Here is a 14,895-nt window from a genome sequence, read left to right as displayed (position 1 = left end):
GGGCGGGCACCCGTACGCGCCAGGCGAGCGCCATCCCGACGCCGTCCGGCGTGCCGAGCGAGAACCCACAACCGCGTTGACAGTGAGCTGCGCCCAAATTAGGTTTGTTTTCAAATCTGATTTGCTTTCAGTCTTACTGGACGCCTGGAGGCCCCTGTGCCTGTGTACGATCTCGACCACGTCACGCTCGGCGTACGTCATCTCTACGAGAGCGCGGAGCGGCTGCGCCGCGAAACCGGGCTGCGCAGCCACGAGGGAGGGTGGCTGCAGGTCATGCCCACCGCGCACCGGATCATCCCGCTGCCCGGCGACGCCTTCATCAACGTCGAGTCGGTCATCGACCACTACGCCGAGCTGCCCCCGGGAGTCGGTGCCTTCCGCACCTGGTTCGAGCAGACCACCCGGCAGGCCGACCACTGGATGACGTGGAACCTGCGGGCGCGCAGCCACGCCGACCTGGAGGACGTGGCACGCCGTCTCGGCGGGGAGGTGGTGACCGCCCAGGGAGCCCGGCACCCCGACGGGTCGTCCTCGACGACGGTCATGGCGCCGGGCGACGCGGGGAAGACCTGGGCGCGAGGGCTGCCGAACTGGTACCACCACGAGGACATGAGCGGGCACCCGGTGCGCAGGACGCCGATGACGCACGAGCGTCCGCTGGCCGCGCTCGCCTGGCTCGAGATCGGCAACGACCCCGCCGAGGTCGAGGAGCACGTCGGCAGGGAGACCTTCGACGCGCTGCCCCTGCGGTTCGTTCCCGGCGGTCCGGGCCTGCACGGCGTGGGCCTGCGCACCGAGGACGGGGAGGAGATCGCCGTCCGCGCCGCCTCGGGAGCGGCCGGACTCGCCGAGTTCGCCGCCCGCGCGCGCTGACCGGAAGCGGAACCGCGGTGCGTGGTGAGCCCATGAACGCAGGCGCCCGGCTCGCTTGACCTGCGCGCCCGGCCGGCAGTGGACGCTGGGTCAATGGTTCGTGGATTCTGTGCCATGGACGTATGCCCCATGGTGGTATGAAGATCGTTTGTCATGTTCAACACCCATGACCCCGCGGCCCTGCGACGGGCGCTGGCGGGCGTCCTGTGCACCGCCGCGCTCACGGTCACCGGCTGCGGCGCTCTCCAGCCGCAGGCCGGGAACCGGGCGGACGCCGAGGCCCCGGCACGCGAGTCGTCGGCGCCCGCCCAGCCCGAAGAGAGCGAACCCGCCCCTGAGGAATCCGCACCTGAGGAGTCCGCGGAGCCCGAGAGCGGGCGGACGAACGTGAAGGCCACCGCGCCCGGCACACGGCTCACGTTCGGGCGGCGCGCGGTGGTTCCGTACCGCAAGGGCACGATCGGCGTCACCGTCACCGCCGTGGAGAAGGGCGACCCGGCCGAGCTCGTGCGGGAGTACGGCCGGCGAGCCAAGGGCATCACGCCCTACTACATCCGCTTCACGGTCGAGAACGTGGACGGCGGCGACCACGCGCACTCGTCCGGCCCTCTCCTGTCACTGGTCACCGCGGACGGGAACGGCACCGGCGCGGTCCTCACCGGCACCATGCCGGACTGCGAACGCGAGAGCGCCCCCAGCGACTTCACCACGGCCGGAGCGACCTTCACCTCCTGCCGGCTGGCCGGCGCCAGAACCGGCGTCAGGATCGTCGGCGCCGATTCTCCGGTGACGACTACCGCGACGAGCCCGTCGTCTGGCGGCGCTGACCGCCCGGCGAGGCCTCGCGCCACGTCACCGCGATCCGCGCCCGGGGTGGCGTCGCCCCACGGCATCGTGCGGTTCGTGGCTCACTCGCAATGCGGTTGCGTCCTGACAGCCGTTGACGCGGATCATCGCGCGGGAGGATGATCCGCGAGTGGTGTCAGGACCGACGCTCGCATGCCGCGCACTCAGCTGCCGGGCGGGCGGGCGCACGATCATCGACGACCTCACCCTGGAGTTCGGCAGGGCCGAGCGGGTGGCGCTCATGGGCCCGTCAGGGTCGGGGAAGACCACGCTGCTGACCACGCTGGCGGGGCTGCTCCCGCCCGCCGCCGGCCGTGTCCTGGTCGGCGGCGTGCCCCTGGACGAGCAGCCGGAGCTGAGGGCCGGGCTGGCGCTCGTCCTCCAGTCGTACGGCCTGCTCAGCCTGCTCACCGCCGCCGAGAACATCGAGGTGGCGCTCAGGGCGGCGGGACGCGCGCCGGGCGAGGCGGTGGGCCTGGCAGCCCGGGCGCTGGAGCGGCTGCGGGTCGCGAAGTTCGCCGACCACCTGGTGGAGGAGCTGTCCGGCGGGCAGCAGCAGCGCGTCGCGGTGGCCAGGGCGCTGGCGCTCAAGCCCCGGGTGCTGCTGGCCGACGAGCCGACGGCCGAGCAGGACGAGACGCACCGCGCACTCGTCCTGGACGAACTGCTCGCGGCGGCGGACGGCGGCACCACGCTGGTGGTCGCCACGCACGACCCCGAGGTGGCCGAGCGCTGCGACCGGGTGATCGAGCTGCGCGCCCGTGCCCACGGCCGGCCGTCAAGGAGCGCCCTGTGAGCGTCGTCAGGTGCGACGGGATCGTGCAGATCTACAAGGCGCAGGACATCGAGGTCGTCGCGCTGCGCGACGTGGACCTGACGATCGACGCGGGCGAGACGGTCGCCCTGCTCGGCCCCTCGGGCGCGGGCAAGTCGACGCTGCTGTGGCTGCTGGCCGGGCTGCTGCGCCCGAGCGCGGGCCGCCTGTGGATGGACGGCGTCGACCTGGGGCGGCTCGACCAGCGCAGGCTGGACCGGCTGCGGGCCACGCACATCGGCATGATGCTGCAGAACCCCGCCCGCAACCTCATCGGCTACCTCTCCGCCGTCCAGAACATCGCCTTCGCCCAGCGCGCCGCCGGACCCGCCCGTCTCGACGCCGGCTCGGGCTCCCGCCCCGGTGCGCGCCCGGGCTCACGTTTCGGCGCCCGCCGCAGGGCCCGCGCCAGGGCTCGCGACCTGCTGGCCCGGGTGGGGCTGGCGGACGCGGGCGGGCGTCCCGCCGGGCGGATGTCCGGTGGCGAGCAGCAGCGCCTCGCCCTGGCCGTGGCGCTGGCCAACGCGCCCAGGCTGCTGCTCGCCGACGAGCCCACCAGCCAGCTCGACGAGGAGTCGGGCGCGCGGGTGATCGAGCTCATCAAGGACGTCGCCGCCGCCGACGGCACGACCGCGGTCGTCGTCACGCACGACACCGCCGTGAGCGAGGCGCTGAGCCGTACGGTGACGATCAGGGACGGCCGGGTCGGCGCGGAGGGCCGGCGCGGCGAGGACTTCGTGGTCGTCGGCCGGGAGGGCGCCGTGCAGGTGCCGCCCGAATACCATCGCCTGCTGCCGCCGGGCTCCATGGCGCGGATCGAGGAGCTCGAGGACGGCATCGCGCTCAGGAGGGCCGAGCCGTGATCCTGCGCGGCCTCTGGGAACGCCGTACGCTCTCGCTGGTCGTCCTGCTGATCGCGGTCGTGCCGATCGCGGCGGCGGCCGTGGGGCCGATCTACGCGGCGGCGGCCGGCACGACGATCGCCAGGGACGCGGTGCGGACGGCGCCGCTGGAAGGGCGCGGCTGGCGCTACACGACCGCCCAGGGCGGCATCGACGCCAAGGTCGCGGCGTTCACCGCCGGCGCGGACTTCACCGGCCCGCCGGTCCTCGGGATGGAGGCGAGCAGCGGCCGGCCGGGGGACCGGCGCGCGTTCTCGCTGGTCTGGCAGGACGGGCAGTGCGAGCACCTGCCGCTGGCCGGGGGCCGCTGCCCCGGCGCGGCCAAGGAGGTGATGGCCAGCCAGGCGTCCGGGTTCAAGGTCGGCGAGAAGATCACGTTGTCGGCCGTGGTGGACGTCGAGTACACCGCCACCGGCCGTGAACCGGCGCAGCTGACCGTGGTCGGGATCTACCGGCCGGGGCAGGCCGGCGACCCGTTCTGGTTCGGCAGGACGTTGTTCTCGCCCACGGGGGAGCCGGGCGAGGACAAGGCGGACGCGCTGTTCACCGTGCCGGAGACGCGGCTGGAGACGTACATCGTCTCCGGCGACATCCCGGGCAGAGTCCCGGGCAGCGTCTCGGGCGGGCAGGACGACGAGACGGGCTGGACCGACTACGCCATCGTCGCCATCGTCGCCGACCGGCTGGACGGCACCGACGTGGCCAGGCTCACCGCGATGCAGGCCGCGGCCGAGTCCGCGGGCCGCACCTCGGGCGACATCGTCTTCTCCCGGGTGGCCGACACGCTCAGGGTCATCACCGCGGGCACCGGCACGCTGGGCGTGCCGACACTCCTGGTGATCGCGCAGGTGGTGACGCTCGGCTGGATGTTGCTCTTCCAGACCGTGGGCGACCTGGTCAGGGCGCGCGGGGCGGAGCTGGCCCTCGCCCGCCTGCGCGGGCACGGGCGGGCGCGGGTGTGGTTGTTCGCGCTGGCCGAGCCGCTGCTGCTGCTCGCCGCCGCCGTGCCGCTCGGGCTGCTGCCGGGGCACGCCGCGGCGGGCGTGATGATCGGCGCGCTGCTGCCGGAGGGCATCCCGGTGACCTTCCCGCCGGAGGCCGCGCTGGCCGGCGTCGCGGCGATGCTGGGCGGCGTGCTCGCGGCGGCGATGGCCGCCTGGCGTACGGCGACGCGGCCGGTCACCGAGGAGTGGCGGCGCACGCCGCGCCGCACGGCCCGCGGCTGGGTGCTGGACGCCGTCGTCCTCGCGGTCACCGCGGTCGGCCTGGTCGAGCTGCTGGCCACCGGCCTGGTCACGGACGTGTCGGGACGCAGCTCCGGCGCGCTGGCCGTGCCGGGGCTGCTCGCGCTGGGCGTGGCGCTGCTGGCAGCCAGGGCGCTGCCGGTGCTCACCAGGCGGTTGTTCGGGGTCACCAGGCGGCGCGGCGGGCTCGGGCCGTTCCTGGCGCTGCGCCAGGTGGCCAGGGGACCGGTGGCCACGGGCAGCGTGATCGTGCTGGGAGCGGCGTTCGGGCTGGCGACGTTCGCGGTGTCGGCGTGGAGCGCCACGTCGGGCGACTACGAGGAGACGGCACGCTTCCACAACGGCGCGGCCACCGCGATCACGGTCCGGCCGGTCGAGCCGAGCAAGCTGATCGCCGCCGTGGCCGCGGCCGATCCCGGCGGCACCACCGCCGCGCCGGTGATCAAGGTGCCGGGCCCGCCGCAGCTGATCGCCTCGGACCCGCGGCGGCTGGCCGCCGTGGGCGCGGCCTGGCGGCCCGACCTGGCCGGCGGCGTGTCCCTGGAGCAGGCCGCCGCCCGGCTGCCGACCCCGGACGAGCCGCGGGTGTGGGTGCGCGGAGACAGGTTCCGCGTGAAGGTGGCGCACGACCGGCCGCCCAAGGGGTGGGCGATCAAGTTGTTCGTCACGTTCCGGGCTCCCGGGCAGCTGCGGCCCGCCCAGCTCCCGCTCGGCGAGCTGAGCGGGAGCTCCGGAGTGCACGAATGGAACCTGCCGCCGGCCTGCGGCCAGGCCCGGTGCGAGCTGCGCGCCTTCCGCGGGCAGCCCGTCCCGCCTGCCCAGTTCGAGGAGTCCGCGTTCGTACGGGTGAACGTCACCGGGATGGCCGTACGCGACCAGGGCCGCTGGCGCTCCCTGCCCCTGCCGCGATGGCAGCCCAACCCGGGCCAGGTCGACGGCGCGTTCGCGGTCACCATGGTCGGCAACCAGACGTTGCGCCCCGCCACGTACGATCCGCAGCCGCCGGCCGTCGTCGTCGGGGAGATCGGCAACCGCGTGGTGCCGGGGCTCGACCACGCCTTCGAGGGACCGGTGCGCGCCGTCGTCGCGTCCCGCGCCGCGCCCGGCCTGACCGACGTGGGCGTCCTGGTGAACCTGGAGCAGGCCGACCGGATGGCGTACGGGGTGCACGAGAAGGCCTCGTACCAAGTGTGGACCGGCCTGGCCGGCACGGCGGCGCTGGAGCGGGAGCTGGAACGGCAGGGGCTGTCGGTGGTGTCGCGGCGGCACGTGGCCGACCTGACCGCGTCGTTCGCCGGGCAGGGGCCGGGGCTCGCGCTGTTGCTGCTGCTGGCCTCCGCCCTGTCGGCGGCCGCGCTGGCGCTCGGGCGTACCCTGCTCGCGCTGCACACCTCGGCGAGGAGGCGGGCGTACGAGCTGGCCGCGCTGGAGGCGTCGGGCGCGAAGGTGGCCTCGCTGCGAATGGCGCTGCTGCTGGAGCAGGTGATCACGACCGCGGCGGGCACCCTGGCCGGGCTGCTGGCGGGGCTGGTGGCGGCGCGGGTGGCGCTCGGCAGGATCCCGCAGTTCACCTCGCCGCCCGTCACACCGCCGCTGCCGCACGAGGTGGCGGCGGCGCCGGTCGCCCTCGTCGCCGGCGCCGCCCTGCTGGTCAGTCTGCTGGCCGCGGCGGTCGCGTCGGAGCTGCTGCTGCGCGGAATCCGGGTGGAACGCCTGCGTGAGGCCCCCGCTTGACCGCTCGTACCCGATCCCGCCGGCGCCCGGAGTGCGGGCCCGTGACGGTGCGCCTGACGGGTGGTGGAGCCGCCCGGATAACGTTCCGCGAACGTTCATCCTGCGCTTCAGCGAGCAGGTCTACCGAAACAGGGTCATAGTCGGCAGAATCCAGCGAGCAACAACGAAACACCAGGTCAACGAAAGTGAGACTGCACGACGATGGAAGCTCGCACCATCAGGCAACGAGGACCGACGGGCGAGCACCGGTTGTCGCTGCTCTACCTGGCCCCCTCGCTGATCATTTTTGCCGTCTTCGTCTTCTATCCGCTGGGCAGGACGTTCTACCTGTCCACGATGGGGACCGACATCATCGGACGGGCCAACAGGTTCGTCGGGCTGGACAACTTCACGGCCATGTTCGGTGACCCGGCCTTCTTCAAGGCGCTGGGGACGACCGCGTTGTTCGCGCTGTTCACCGTGGTCCCGGCCATCCTGGGCGCGCTCGTGGTGGTGCTGCTGCTGGAGTCGCGGATCAGCGGGCAGAGGATGTTCCGTACGGTGTTCGCGCTGCCGTTCGCCTTTTCCGTGGCCACCGCGTCGGTGATCTTCGCCCTCATCTACAACCCGGCCGTGGGCATGGCCAACGGCATTCTCAGCTACGTCGGCGTCGACCGGATCGGCTGGCTCACCGAACCCGACCTGGCCCTGATCTCGATCTCGATCACCACGGTCTGGATGACGCTCGGCTACAACGTCCTCGTGCTCTCCGCCGGGGTCGGCGCGATCCCCACCGAGGTGGTCGAGGCGGCCAGGCTCGACGGCGCCACGGGATGGCGCCTGCACAGCCGGATCACCGTCCCCATGCTGTCGCCGCAGCTCTTCTTCCTCATCGTGATCTCCACGATCCACGCGCTGCAGAGCTTCGGGCAGATCCACATCCTCACCAAGGGCGGACCCGACGGCGCGACGTCCACGCTCGTCTACTGGATCTACGAGAAGGCCTTCAGCTACGGGTCGTCGGACTTCGGCACCGCCAGCGCCGCGGCGATCGTGCTCCTGGTGGTCGTCCTGGTGTGTACCGGCATCCAGTTCGGTGTGCTGGAAAGGAGAGTCCACTACCGATGAGCACGAGAACCTCCTCCTCGGTCACGAGCAAGCTCGTCGTCTACCTCGTGCTCATCGTGTGCGCGATCCCGGTGGTCTTCCCCCTCTACTACGCGTTCATCGGCGGCATCATGACGCCGAGCGACCTGGCCAGCTATCCGCCGAAGCTGCTCCCGACGGGGATCGACCTCGGCAACTACGGCTCGGCGCTCGACACCATCCCCCTCGCCAGGCAGTACCTCAACTCGGCGATCCAGACCGGCATCGTCACCCTCTGCCAGCTCGTCTCCAGCGTCCTCGCCGCCTACGCGTTCGCGTTCCTGCGGATGTGGGCCAAGACGGCGATGTTCGCGCTGTTCATGGTGACGCTCATGGTGCCGTGGGAAGCGATCATCCTGCCCAACTACCTGCTGATCTCGGACCTGGGGCTGACCAAGGGGCCGCTCACCTACCTCGGGCTCACGCTGCCCTTCCTCGCCCACGCCTTCGGCACGTTCCTGCTGCGGCAGTCGTTCCTGCAGTTCCCGGTCGAGGTGCGCGACGCCGCGGTGATGGACGGATGCGGCCACCTGCGGTTCCTGTGGCGGATCCTGCTCCCCCTGTCCAAGCCGGCCATCGCCGCCGTCGGCGTCTACGTGTTCATGACCACGTGGAACCAGTACTTCTGGCCGTTGATCCTCGGCAACGACGACCAGTACAAGACGCTGCAGATCGGCGTCTCCATGCTGAACGACGCCGAATCGTCCAGCCCCACGCTCATCCTGGCCGGGGTCACCCTCGCGCTGCTGCCCACCCTCGTACTCGTGATCTTCGGGCAGCGCTTCATCATCCGCGGCCTCACCGCAGGCGCGGTGAAGTAATCGTGAACAAGAAACGGAGTTCCCAGATGGCACGACCCCGATTCCGGCGTACACGCGACGGGCTGGTCGTCACGGCCGCGCTCTCCCTCGCCCTGACGGGCTGCGGCGGCGACGCCGGCTCGGGCGAAGGCGGCGAGGCCGCCACGGCCCCCGGCGCGGACGCGATCACCGAACCGATCGAGATCGAGTTCTGGCACTCGATGAAGGAGAAGAACGAGCAGGCCATCAAGGCCATGGTCGAGGACTTCAAGAAGGTCAACGACAAGATCACCGTCAAGCCGGTCTTCAAGGGCGACTACGACCAGATGGTGGTCGCGTACAAGCAGGCCGTGCAGCAGGAGGCCACGCCCCCGCTGGTCCAGATCTACGACATCGGGTCGCGGTTCATGTACGACTCGCAGCAGGTCGTCCCGATGTACAAGTTCATCGAGCAGGACAAGTTCGACCAGAACGCGAACATCGAGCCCAACATCGCCAGCTACTACACGATCAAGAACAAGCTCTGGTCGATGCCGTTCAACTCCTCGGCGCCGCTGCTCTACATGAACGCCGACGCCGTCAAGAAGGCCGGGCTCGACCCCGACAAGCCGCCGGCCACCCTCGACGAGGTCGGCGAGTGGGCGAAGAAGCTCACCGTCAAGGAGGGCGGAACGGTCAAGCAGTACGGCTTCAACGCCGCCCTGTACGGCTGGTTCGTCGAGCAGCTGACCGCCCAGGACAACGCCGAGTACTGCGACAACGGCAACGGCAGGAACGGCCTGGCCACCAAGGTGAACTTCGGCACCGGCGCCGGGCCCGCGTTCGCCCAGTGGCTGGGCGACCTGGTGAAGGAGGGGTACGCCACCAACACCGGCCGGCCGACCGACCAGGCGCAGAACGCGTTCAAGACCGGGACGATCGCCCTGCACCTGGAGTCGACCTCCGCGCTCGGCGGCTACACCGAGGCGTCGAAGGACAAGTTCGAGCTGAGGACCGCCCCGTTCCCCAAGGTGTCCGACTCCTCCAGCGGCGGCACGATCATCGGCGGCGCCTCCCTGTGGATCAACGCGGTCGGGCACACCGACGCCGAGAAGCGGGCCGCCTGGGAGTTCGTGAAGTTCTCCAACACGCCCGAGCAGCAGGCGAAGTGGCACGAGGCGACCGGCTACGTGCCGGTCAACCCGCAGGCCAAGGCGAACGACAACCCCAACTTCCAGGTCGCGGTGACGCAGCTGCGCGCGCAGGAGCCGTCGGCGGCCACGTCGGGCTGCCTCCTCGGCATCATGCCCGAGGCCAGGAAGGCCGCCGAGGTCGGCCTTGAGCAGGCCGTGCCCGCCGGGGAGGGGCAGGAGCCGAAGACCCCTGCCGAGCAGGCGATGCAGAACGCCGCAGCCACCCTGCAGGCGCCGATCGAGAAGTACAACGCCAACGTCCAGCAGTGACATGAGAGGCGGGCGTCCACGGCGGGACGTCCGCCTCCCACAGTGATCTGTCTCACACCGGTCACAACGACGGAGCGGACGGTGTCTTGTGCCGAACCCCTTGTGACGGCACGAAGGAGACACCATGACCGAGAACACCCGGGTCGTCGTGATCGGCGGCGGCTACGCCGGCGTACTGGCCGCCAACCGCCTCACGCAGCGCGACGACGTGACGGTGACGTTGGTCAACCCGCGCCCTGGCTTCGTCGACCGGATCCGCCTGCACCAGCTCGTGGCCGGCACCCACGACGCGGTCGCCGACTACCGTGACCTGCTGGCCGGGAGCGTCGGGCTGGTGGTCGACACCGTGACCCGGATCGACGCGGCCGGCCGCCGCGTGCTGCTGGCGAGCGGCGGCACCGCCGGGTACGACTACCTGATCTACGCGGTGGGCAGCGGCGGCGCCGAACCGGCCGTACCCGGAGCGGCCGAGTTCGCCTGCCCGCTCGACACCCTGGAGCAGGCGCGGCGGTTGCGGGCGACCCTCGACGCCGCGCCCGCCACGGCCGCGGTCACCGTCGTGGGCGCCGGCCCGACCGGCATCGAGACGGCGGCCGAGCTGGCGGAGGCGGGCCGCGCCGTGACCCTGGTGTGCGGCGGGGTGCTCGGCCCCTACCTGCACCCCCGGGGGCGGCGCTCCGTCGCCGGGCAGCTCGCCCGGCTCGGCGTGACCGTGCTGGACGGCCCCGGCACGACGGTGACGGCCGTGACCCGCGACGCCGTGCGGCTCGGCGACGGCCGCGACCTGCGCAGCGACGTGACGGTCTGGACGGCCGGCTTCGGCGTGCCGGACCTGGCCGCGCGCAGCGGGCTGAGCACCGACGCCGTCGGACGGCTGCGTACGGACGAGACGTTGACCAGCGTGGACGACGAGCGCATCGTCGCGGCCGGGGACGCGGCGGCGCCGTCGGACCTGCCGTTCCGGATGAGCTGCCAGGCCGCCGTCCAGCTGGGCCCGCACGCCGCCGACACGGTGCTCAGCCGGATCGCCGGCGAGCGGCCCGCGCCCCTGGCCCTGGCGCTCGTCTCGCAGTGCATCAGCCTCGGACGCCGGGTCGGCATCATGCAGTTCGCCCACAGGAACGACGTCGCGATGAGGTTCCACGTCGGCGGCCGGCCCGCCGCGAAGCTCAAGGAGCTCATCTGCAGGGGCATCGTCTGGCAGCTGGCCAACCAGGCACGCAGGCCCGGATCGCTCAACTACCCGGCCTGGGCCAAGGACCCCGAGCGCCGCAAGGTGCTGCGGGCCGCGAACGGCGACGCGCTGCCCACCCGCTGAACGCCCACACCAGGAAAGAAGGACCTACCGTGGTGACACGCGCGAACGCCTTGCGGGCGGACGGACGGGAGGCGAGGCATGGACGACCACGTCACTGACCCGGCGACCGGCGCCTTCGTCACCCACCGCAACCTGCTCTTCACCGTCGCCTACGAGATGCTCGGATCGGCGGCCGACGCCGAGGACGTCCTCCAGGAGACCTGGATGCGGTGGGTGAAGGTCGATCTCGGCCAGGTGCGCGACCAGCGCGCCTACCTGGTCAGGATCACCACCCGGCAGTCGCTCAACCGGCTGCGCACGATGACGCGCCGCAGGGAGGCCTACGTCGGCCCCTGGCTGCCCGAACCACTGCTCACCGCGCCGGACGTGGCCGACGACATCGAGCTCGCCGAGAGCGTGTCGATGGCGCTCATGTTCGTCCTCGACACGCTCTCGCCGACCGAGCGCGCCGTGTTCGTCCTGCGCGACGTCTTCGACGTCGGGTACGACGAGATCGCGGCCGCCGTCGGCAAGAGCCCCGTGGCCGTCCGCCAGATCGCCCACCGCGCCCGCAGGCACGTCAGCGCCCGCCGCCCGCGCGAGGCGGTGCCCCCGGACACGATCAAGGCGGCACTGGAGTCGTTCCAGCGCGCGGTCGAGACGGGCGACCTGCAGGGCCTGCTCGACGTGCTCGCCCCCGAGGCGGTCCTGGTGGCCGACGGCGGCGGGGTCAAGCAGGCGGCGCCGAACCCGGTCATCGGCGCGGACAAGGTCGGCCGCATGATCGTCGGCGGCCTCGGCCGGTACGACGGCACGATCACCACCGCACTCACCGTGGTCAACGGCAACCCGGCACTCGTGCTGCGGCTGGACGGCGAGCTCGACGGCGTCCTCGCGATCAGCGTCGAGGACGACGCCCGCATCAGCGGCCTGTACTACGTCCGCAATCCCGAGAAGCTGACCCGCGTCGAGTCGGAGATTCCGCTCACCCGCCGCTGACCTGCGCCTCCATTGTCCAAATGGACACTGGACAATGCCTGGACAAATCTCGGGCAAAGGTCGGTTGCCGCCGCCTCGGCGTGCCCTGCATAGTCGGGATCGTTCCCCCTCCCCCAGAAGGCCGCGCTGCGCCTCGGGGAGGCGGCGACTCTTCTCCAGACGAAACCTCCGGCACCAACCACTCCGAAGGAGTATGTCCGACATGAGAATCCAGGTAGCGGCGGTCGCGGTCTCCGCGGCGGCGATCTCGACGCTTACGCTGACCGCCGGCCCCGCGAGCGCCCATGCCTACGACGGCAAGGACCCCTACAAGAGCGGCTGCGCCGCCTCCAAGGTCGACACCGGGAAGAAGGCCTCGCTGAAGAACGAGATCGGCGACAGCCTGGGCACGGTCCGGCTCTACTACTCCCGTCGCTGCGGCACCAACTGGGGCGAGGCGAAGGTGTCCAAGCACGGCACCGGCCAGATCACGGTCTTCACCAAGAGCAAGAACATCTCCTTCACCTACCGCGCGGGCAACGGCGGCCGCCACTGGGGCGACATGGTCTACGCTCCCAGCGGCGTCTGCGCCAAGGCCTCGGCCACGGTGTCGAACGGGATCGGCCGCGTCAACAAGGGCAGCGGCACCACGGCGAAGGCCTGCGGCTGAGCCCGGCCTCACGTGTCCGGGGCGGGCGGCGACGGCGGGCTCGGAGGAAGGCCGCGCTCCATGCGTCCACAGGCACCGTAAACCGCCGTGCCGCCGTACGAGCAGGCGGATCCGGCTCTCGGCCCAGCCGAGCACGGCGGAGCCGACGCCCCGGCCGCGGCGCACGACGCCGCGACCTCGGCTGCCGTGGGAAGCCCCTCGACCACGGACCGGGTGTCGATCCGGTCCCGCACCACGGGGACCTCCCATACGCCGGAGCCGGCGCCGACGGAACGCGGGCGGCAGGTTCTCTGGAAGAATCGCACGCTTGCGCGGGCGTCCTCCGCCCGTGGGGTACGGGTCCGACTTTGGTAGGTGATGGCGCCGCCGTACCGGACAATAGCCTGGGCCGGTGAGTGAGAACCGACCCCCGCACCGGGGCGCGGTCGCCGGCGTGCTCCTCTGCATGGGCGTGCTGACCGCGATGTCGCTGTGGAGCCTGGTGGACCGGCCCACCTGGGGGCTGGACCTCGCGGTGGCGGCGGTGAGCCTGGCCGCCGCGCCGGCCCAGCTGCGCTGGCCCGTCTCCGGGGCACTGACCGCCACCCTGCTGGCCACGCTCTCCCCGGCGGCCACGCCCGCGGCCTCGATGGGGGCGCTGCAGGTGGCCCAGCGCAGGCGTTTCCCCGTCGCGGCGGCGGTGACGGCGGTGGGCATCGCCGCCCACGTCGTCCAGGGGCTGTGGCGGCCCAACTCCGGCATCTCGTTCGGCTGGTGGCTGCTGCTGATCTCCGCCGCCTACGGTGCGGTGCTCGGCTGGGGAGCGCTGGCCCGTTCCCGCCGCGCCCTGCTCGAATCCCTGCGCGAGCGCGCCCACCGTGCCGAGGCCGAGCAGGGCAGGCGCGTCGCCGAGGCCCGCATGGGCGAACGCCGCCGGCTCGCCGCGGAGATGCACGACGTGCTGGCCCACCGCCTGTCCCTCGTGGCCACCCATGCCGGGGCGCTGGAGTTCCGCCCCGACTCCTCGCCGGAACAGCTCGCACGGGCCGCCGGGGTGATCCGCTCCGGTGTGCACCAGGCGCTGGAGGAGCTGCGCCAGGTGATCATCCTGTTGCGCGAGCAGGACGACGACGACCACTCCGACGAGCTCGCGCCCCGGCCGGACCTGGCCGACCTGCCCCGCCTGATCACCGAAGCCGAGGGAGCCGGCCAGACGGTACGGCTGCGCGAGGAGGTCACCGACGTCGCCGCCCTGCCGGTGGGGGCGTCGCACACCGCGTACCGCGTCGTGCGGGAAGGGCTGACCAACGCCCGCAAGCACGCGCCCGGCCTGCCGGTCGAGGTGTCGTTGCGCGGCGCTCCCGGCACGCCCCTGCTGATCGACATGCGCAACCCGCTGCCCCCGGCGGGCACGCCCGCCCTCGCGCCGGGCAGCGGGGTCGGCCTCGTCGGGCTCACCGAGCGGGTACGCCTGGCGGGCGGTCAGCTGGACCACCAGAGCACCGAGGGAGAGTTCCGGTTGCACGCCCGGCTACCATGGCCCGCGTGATCCGCGTGTTGCTGGTCGATGACGACGCCCTTGTCCGCGCCGGCCTGTCCATGATGCTCGACGGCGTGGGCGGAATCTCCGTCGTCGCCGAGGCGGCCGACGGGCAGGAGGCCATCTCCGCGGCCGACGCCCACGCGCCCGACGTCGTCCTGATGGACCTGCGCATGCCGCGCGTCGACGGCATCACCGCCACCCGCCGGCTGCGCGCCCGCGCCCGGCCGCCCGAGGTCATCGTGCTGACGACGTTCGACACCGACGAGAACGTCCTGCACGCGCTGCGCGCCGGCGCCGCCGGGTTCCTGCTCAAGGACACCGCGCCGCCGCAGATCGTGGAGGCGATCACCCGGGTCTCCGAGGGAGACCCGATCCTGTCCCCGGGCATCACCCGGCGGTTGATGGAGCGCACCGTCGCCCAGGCCGGGGCCTACGAACGGGCCCGCACCGCGCTGGCCGCCCTCACGCCGCGCGAGCAGGAGGTGGCGCTGGCGATCGGCAAGGGCCGGACGAACGCCGACATCGCCGCCGACCTCGCCATGGGCATCACGACGGTGAAGGCCCACGTCTCCAGCATCCTGACCAAGCTCGACCTGGACAACCGCACCCAGATCGCGCTCCTCGCCCACGACGCGGGCCTCACCTGAC

The 14,895-nt window shown here is 72.2% G+C and carries 13 protein-coding genes; all 13 read left to right on the top strand.

The features are described 5' to 3' along the window. Positions 1–156 precede the first annotated feature (156 nt). The 13 genes from E1295_RS02440 (at position 157) to E1295_RS02380 (ending at position 14,894) form a co-directional block, all read left to right on the top strand. A complete protein-coding gene (locus tag E1295_RS02440; protein ID WP_166427040.1) occupies positions 157–873 on the top strand; it encodes a VOC family protein in 717 nt (238 codons plus the stop codon). Between the two features lie 153 nt (positions 874–1,026). After that, positions 1,027–1,842: a hypothetical protein gene (locus E1295_RS02435; protein ID WP_132627979.1), complete on the top strand. Its 816-nt coding sequence runs from the start codon at positions 1,027–1,029 to the stop codon at positions 1,840–1,842. Between the two features lie 10 nt (positions 1,843–1,852). Beyond that, positions 1,853–2,515, top strand: coding sequence for an ABC transporter ATP-binding protein (locus E1295_RS02430; RefSeq protein WP_220448509.1), 663 nt, complete (start codon positions 1,853–1,855; stop codon positions 2,513–2,515). Further along, on the top strand, positions 2,512–3,396 hold the full coding sequence (locus E1295_RS02425) for an ABC transporter ATP-binding protein (RefSeq protein ID WP_132627978.1): 885 nt from the start codon (positions 2,512–2,514) through the stop codon (positions 3,394–3,396). The genes E1295_RS02430 and E1295_RS02425 overlap by 4 nt, the downstream gene beginning before the upstream one ends. Beyond that, positions 3,393–6,413, top strand: coding sequence for an ABC transporter permease (locus tag E1295_RS02420; RefSeq protein ID WP_132627977.1), 3,021 nt, complete (start codon positions 3,393–3,395; stop codon positions 6,411–6,413). Before E1295_RS02425 ends, E1295_RS02420 begins: the two co-directional genes overlap by 4 nt. Positions 6,414–6,614: 201 nt before the next feature. Continuing rightward, positions 6,615–7,520: a carbohydrate ABC transporter permease gene (locus tag E1295_RS02415; protein ID WP_132627976.1), complete on the top strand. Its 906-nt coding sequence runs from the start codon at positions 6,615–6,617 to the stop codon at positions 7,518–7,520. Further along, positions 7,517–8,359, top strand: a complete 843-nt coding sequence (locus E1295_RS02410) for a carbohydrate ABC transporter permease (RefSeq protein WP_132627975.1) — start codon at positions 7,517–7,519, stop codon at positions 8,357–8,359. The genes E1295_RS02415 and E1295_RS02410 overlap by 4 nt, the downstream gene beginning before the upstream one ends. A gap of 26 nt (positions 8,360–8,385) precedes the next feature. After that, positions 8,386–9,780 (top strand): ABC transporter substrate-binding protein, encoded by a 1,395-nt coding sequence (locus E1295_RS02405; RefSeq protein WP_132627974.1) that lies wholly within the window; start codon positions 8,386–8,388, stop codon positions 9,778–9,780. A 124-nt stretch (positions 9,781–9,904) separates the two neighbouring features. Continuing rightward, complete coding sequence (locus tag E1295_RS02400) at positions 9,905–11,098, top strand: NAD(P)/FAD-dependent oxidoreductase (RefSeq protein ID WP_132627973.1); 1,194 nt, start codon at positions 9,905–9,907, stop codon at positions 11,096–11,098. A gap of 78 nt (positions 11,099–11,176) precedes the next feature. Continuing rightward, positions 11,177–12,076, top strand: a complete 900-nt coding sequence (locus tag E1295_RS02395) for an RNA polymerase sigma-70 factor (protein ID WP_132627972.1) — start codon at positions 11,177–11,179, stop codon at positions 12,074–12,076. 202 nt (positions 12,077–12,278) lie between these two features. After that, positions 12,279–12,725, top strand: a complete 447-nt coding sequence (locus tag E1295_RS02390) for a DUF2690 domain-containing protein (RefSeq protein WP_166427039.1) — start codon at positions 12,279–12,281, stop codon at positions 12,723–12,725. 391 nt (positions 12,726–13,116) lie between these two features. Next, positions 13,117–14,253 carry a sensor histidine kinase gene (locus tag E1295_RS02385; RefSeq protein ID WP_246079789.1) on the top strand — a complete coding sequence of 379 codons (1,137 nt, stop codon included), beginning with the start codon at positions 13,117–13,119 and terminating at the stop codon, positions 14,251–14,253. Continuing rightward, positions 14,241–14,894, top strand: a complete 654-nt coding sequence (locus tag E1295_RS02380) for a response regulator (protein WP_132627970.1) — start codon at positions 14,241–14,243, stop codon at positions 14,892–14,894. The genes E1295_RS02385 and E1295_RS02380 overlap by 13 nt, the downstream gene beginning before the upstream one ends. Position 14,895 lies beyond the last annotated feature (1 nt).

The organism is Nonomuraea mesophila, from assembly GCF_004352805.1.
Classification (GTDB): domain Bacteria; phylum Actinomycetota; class Actinomycetes; order Streptosporangiales; family Streptosporangiaceae; genus Nonomuraea; species Nonomuraea longispora.
This window is presented reverse-complemented; position numbering and strand designations above follow the sequence as displayed.

Bases quoted from the DNA above. Each gene is read 5' to 3' on its own strand.
- E1295_RS02410 (WP_132627975.1), top strand. From the start codon at position 7,517: ATGAGCACGAGAACCTCCTCCTCGGTCACGAGCAAGCTCGTCGTCTAC.
- E1295_RS02435 (WP_132627979.1), top strand. From the start codon at position 1,027: ATGTTCAACACCCATGACCCCGCGGCCCTGCGACGGGCGCTGGCGGGC.
- E1295_RS02405 (WP_132627974.1), top strand. From the start codon at position 8,386: ATGGCACGACCCCGATTCCGGCGTACACGCGACGGGCTGGTCGTCACG.
- E1295_RS02400 (WP_132627973.1), top strand. From the start codon at position 9,905: ATGACCGAGAACACCCGGGTCGTCGTGATCGGCGGCGGCTACGCCGGC.
- E1295_RS02390 (WP_166427039.1), top strand. From the start codon at position 12,279: ATGAGAATCCAGGTAGCGGCGGTCGCGGTCTCCGCGGCGGCGATCTCG.
- E1295_RS02380 (WP_132627970.1), top strand. From the start codon at position 14,241: ATGGCCCGCGTGATCCGCGTGTTGCTGGTCGATGACGACGCCCTTGTC.
- E1295_RS02395 (WP_132627972.1), top strand. From the start codon at position 11,177: ATGGACGACCACGTCACTGACCCGGCGACCGGCGCCTTCGTCACCCAC.
- E1295_RS02415 (WP_132627976.1), top strand. From the start codon at position 6,615: ATGGAAGCTCGCACCATCAGGCAACGAGGACCGACGGGCGAGCACCGG.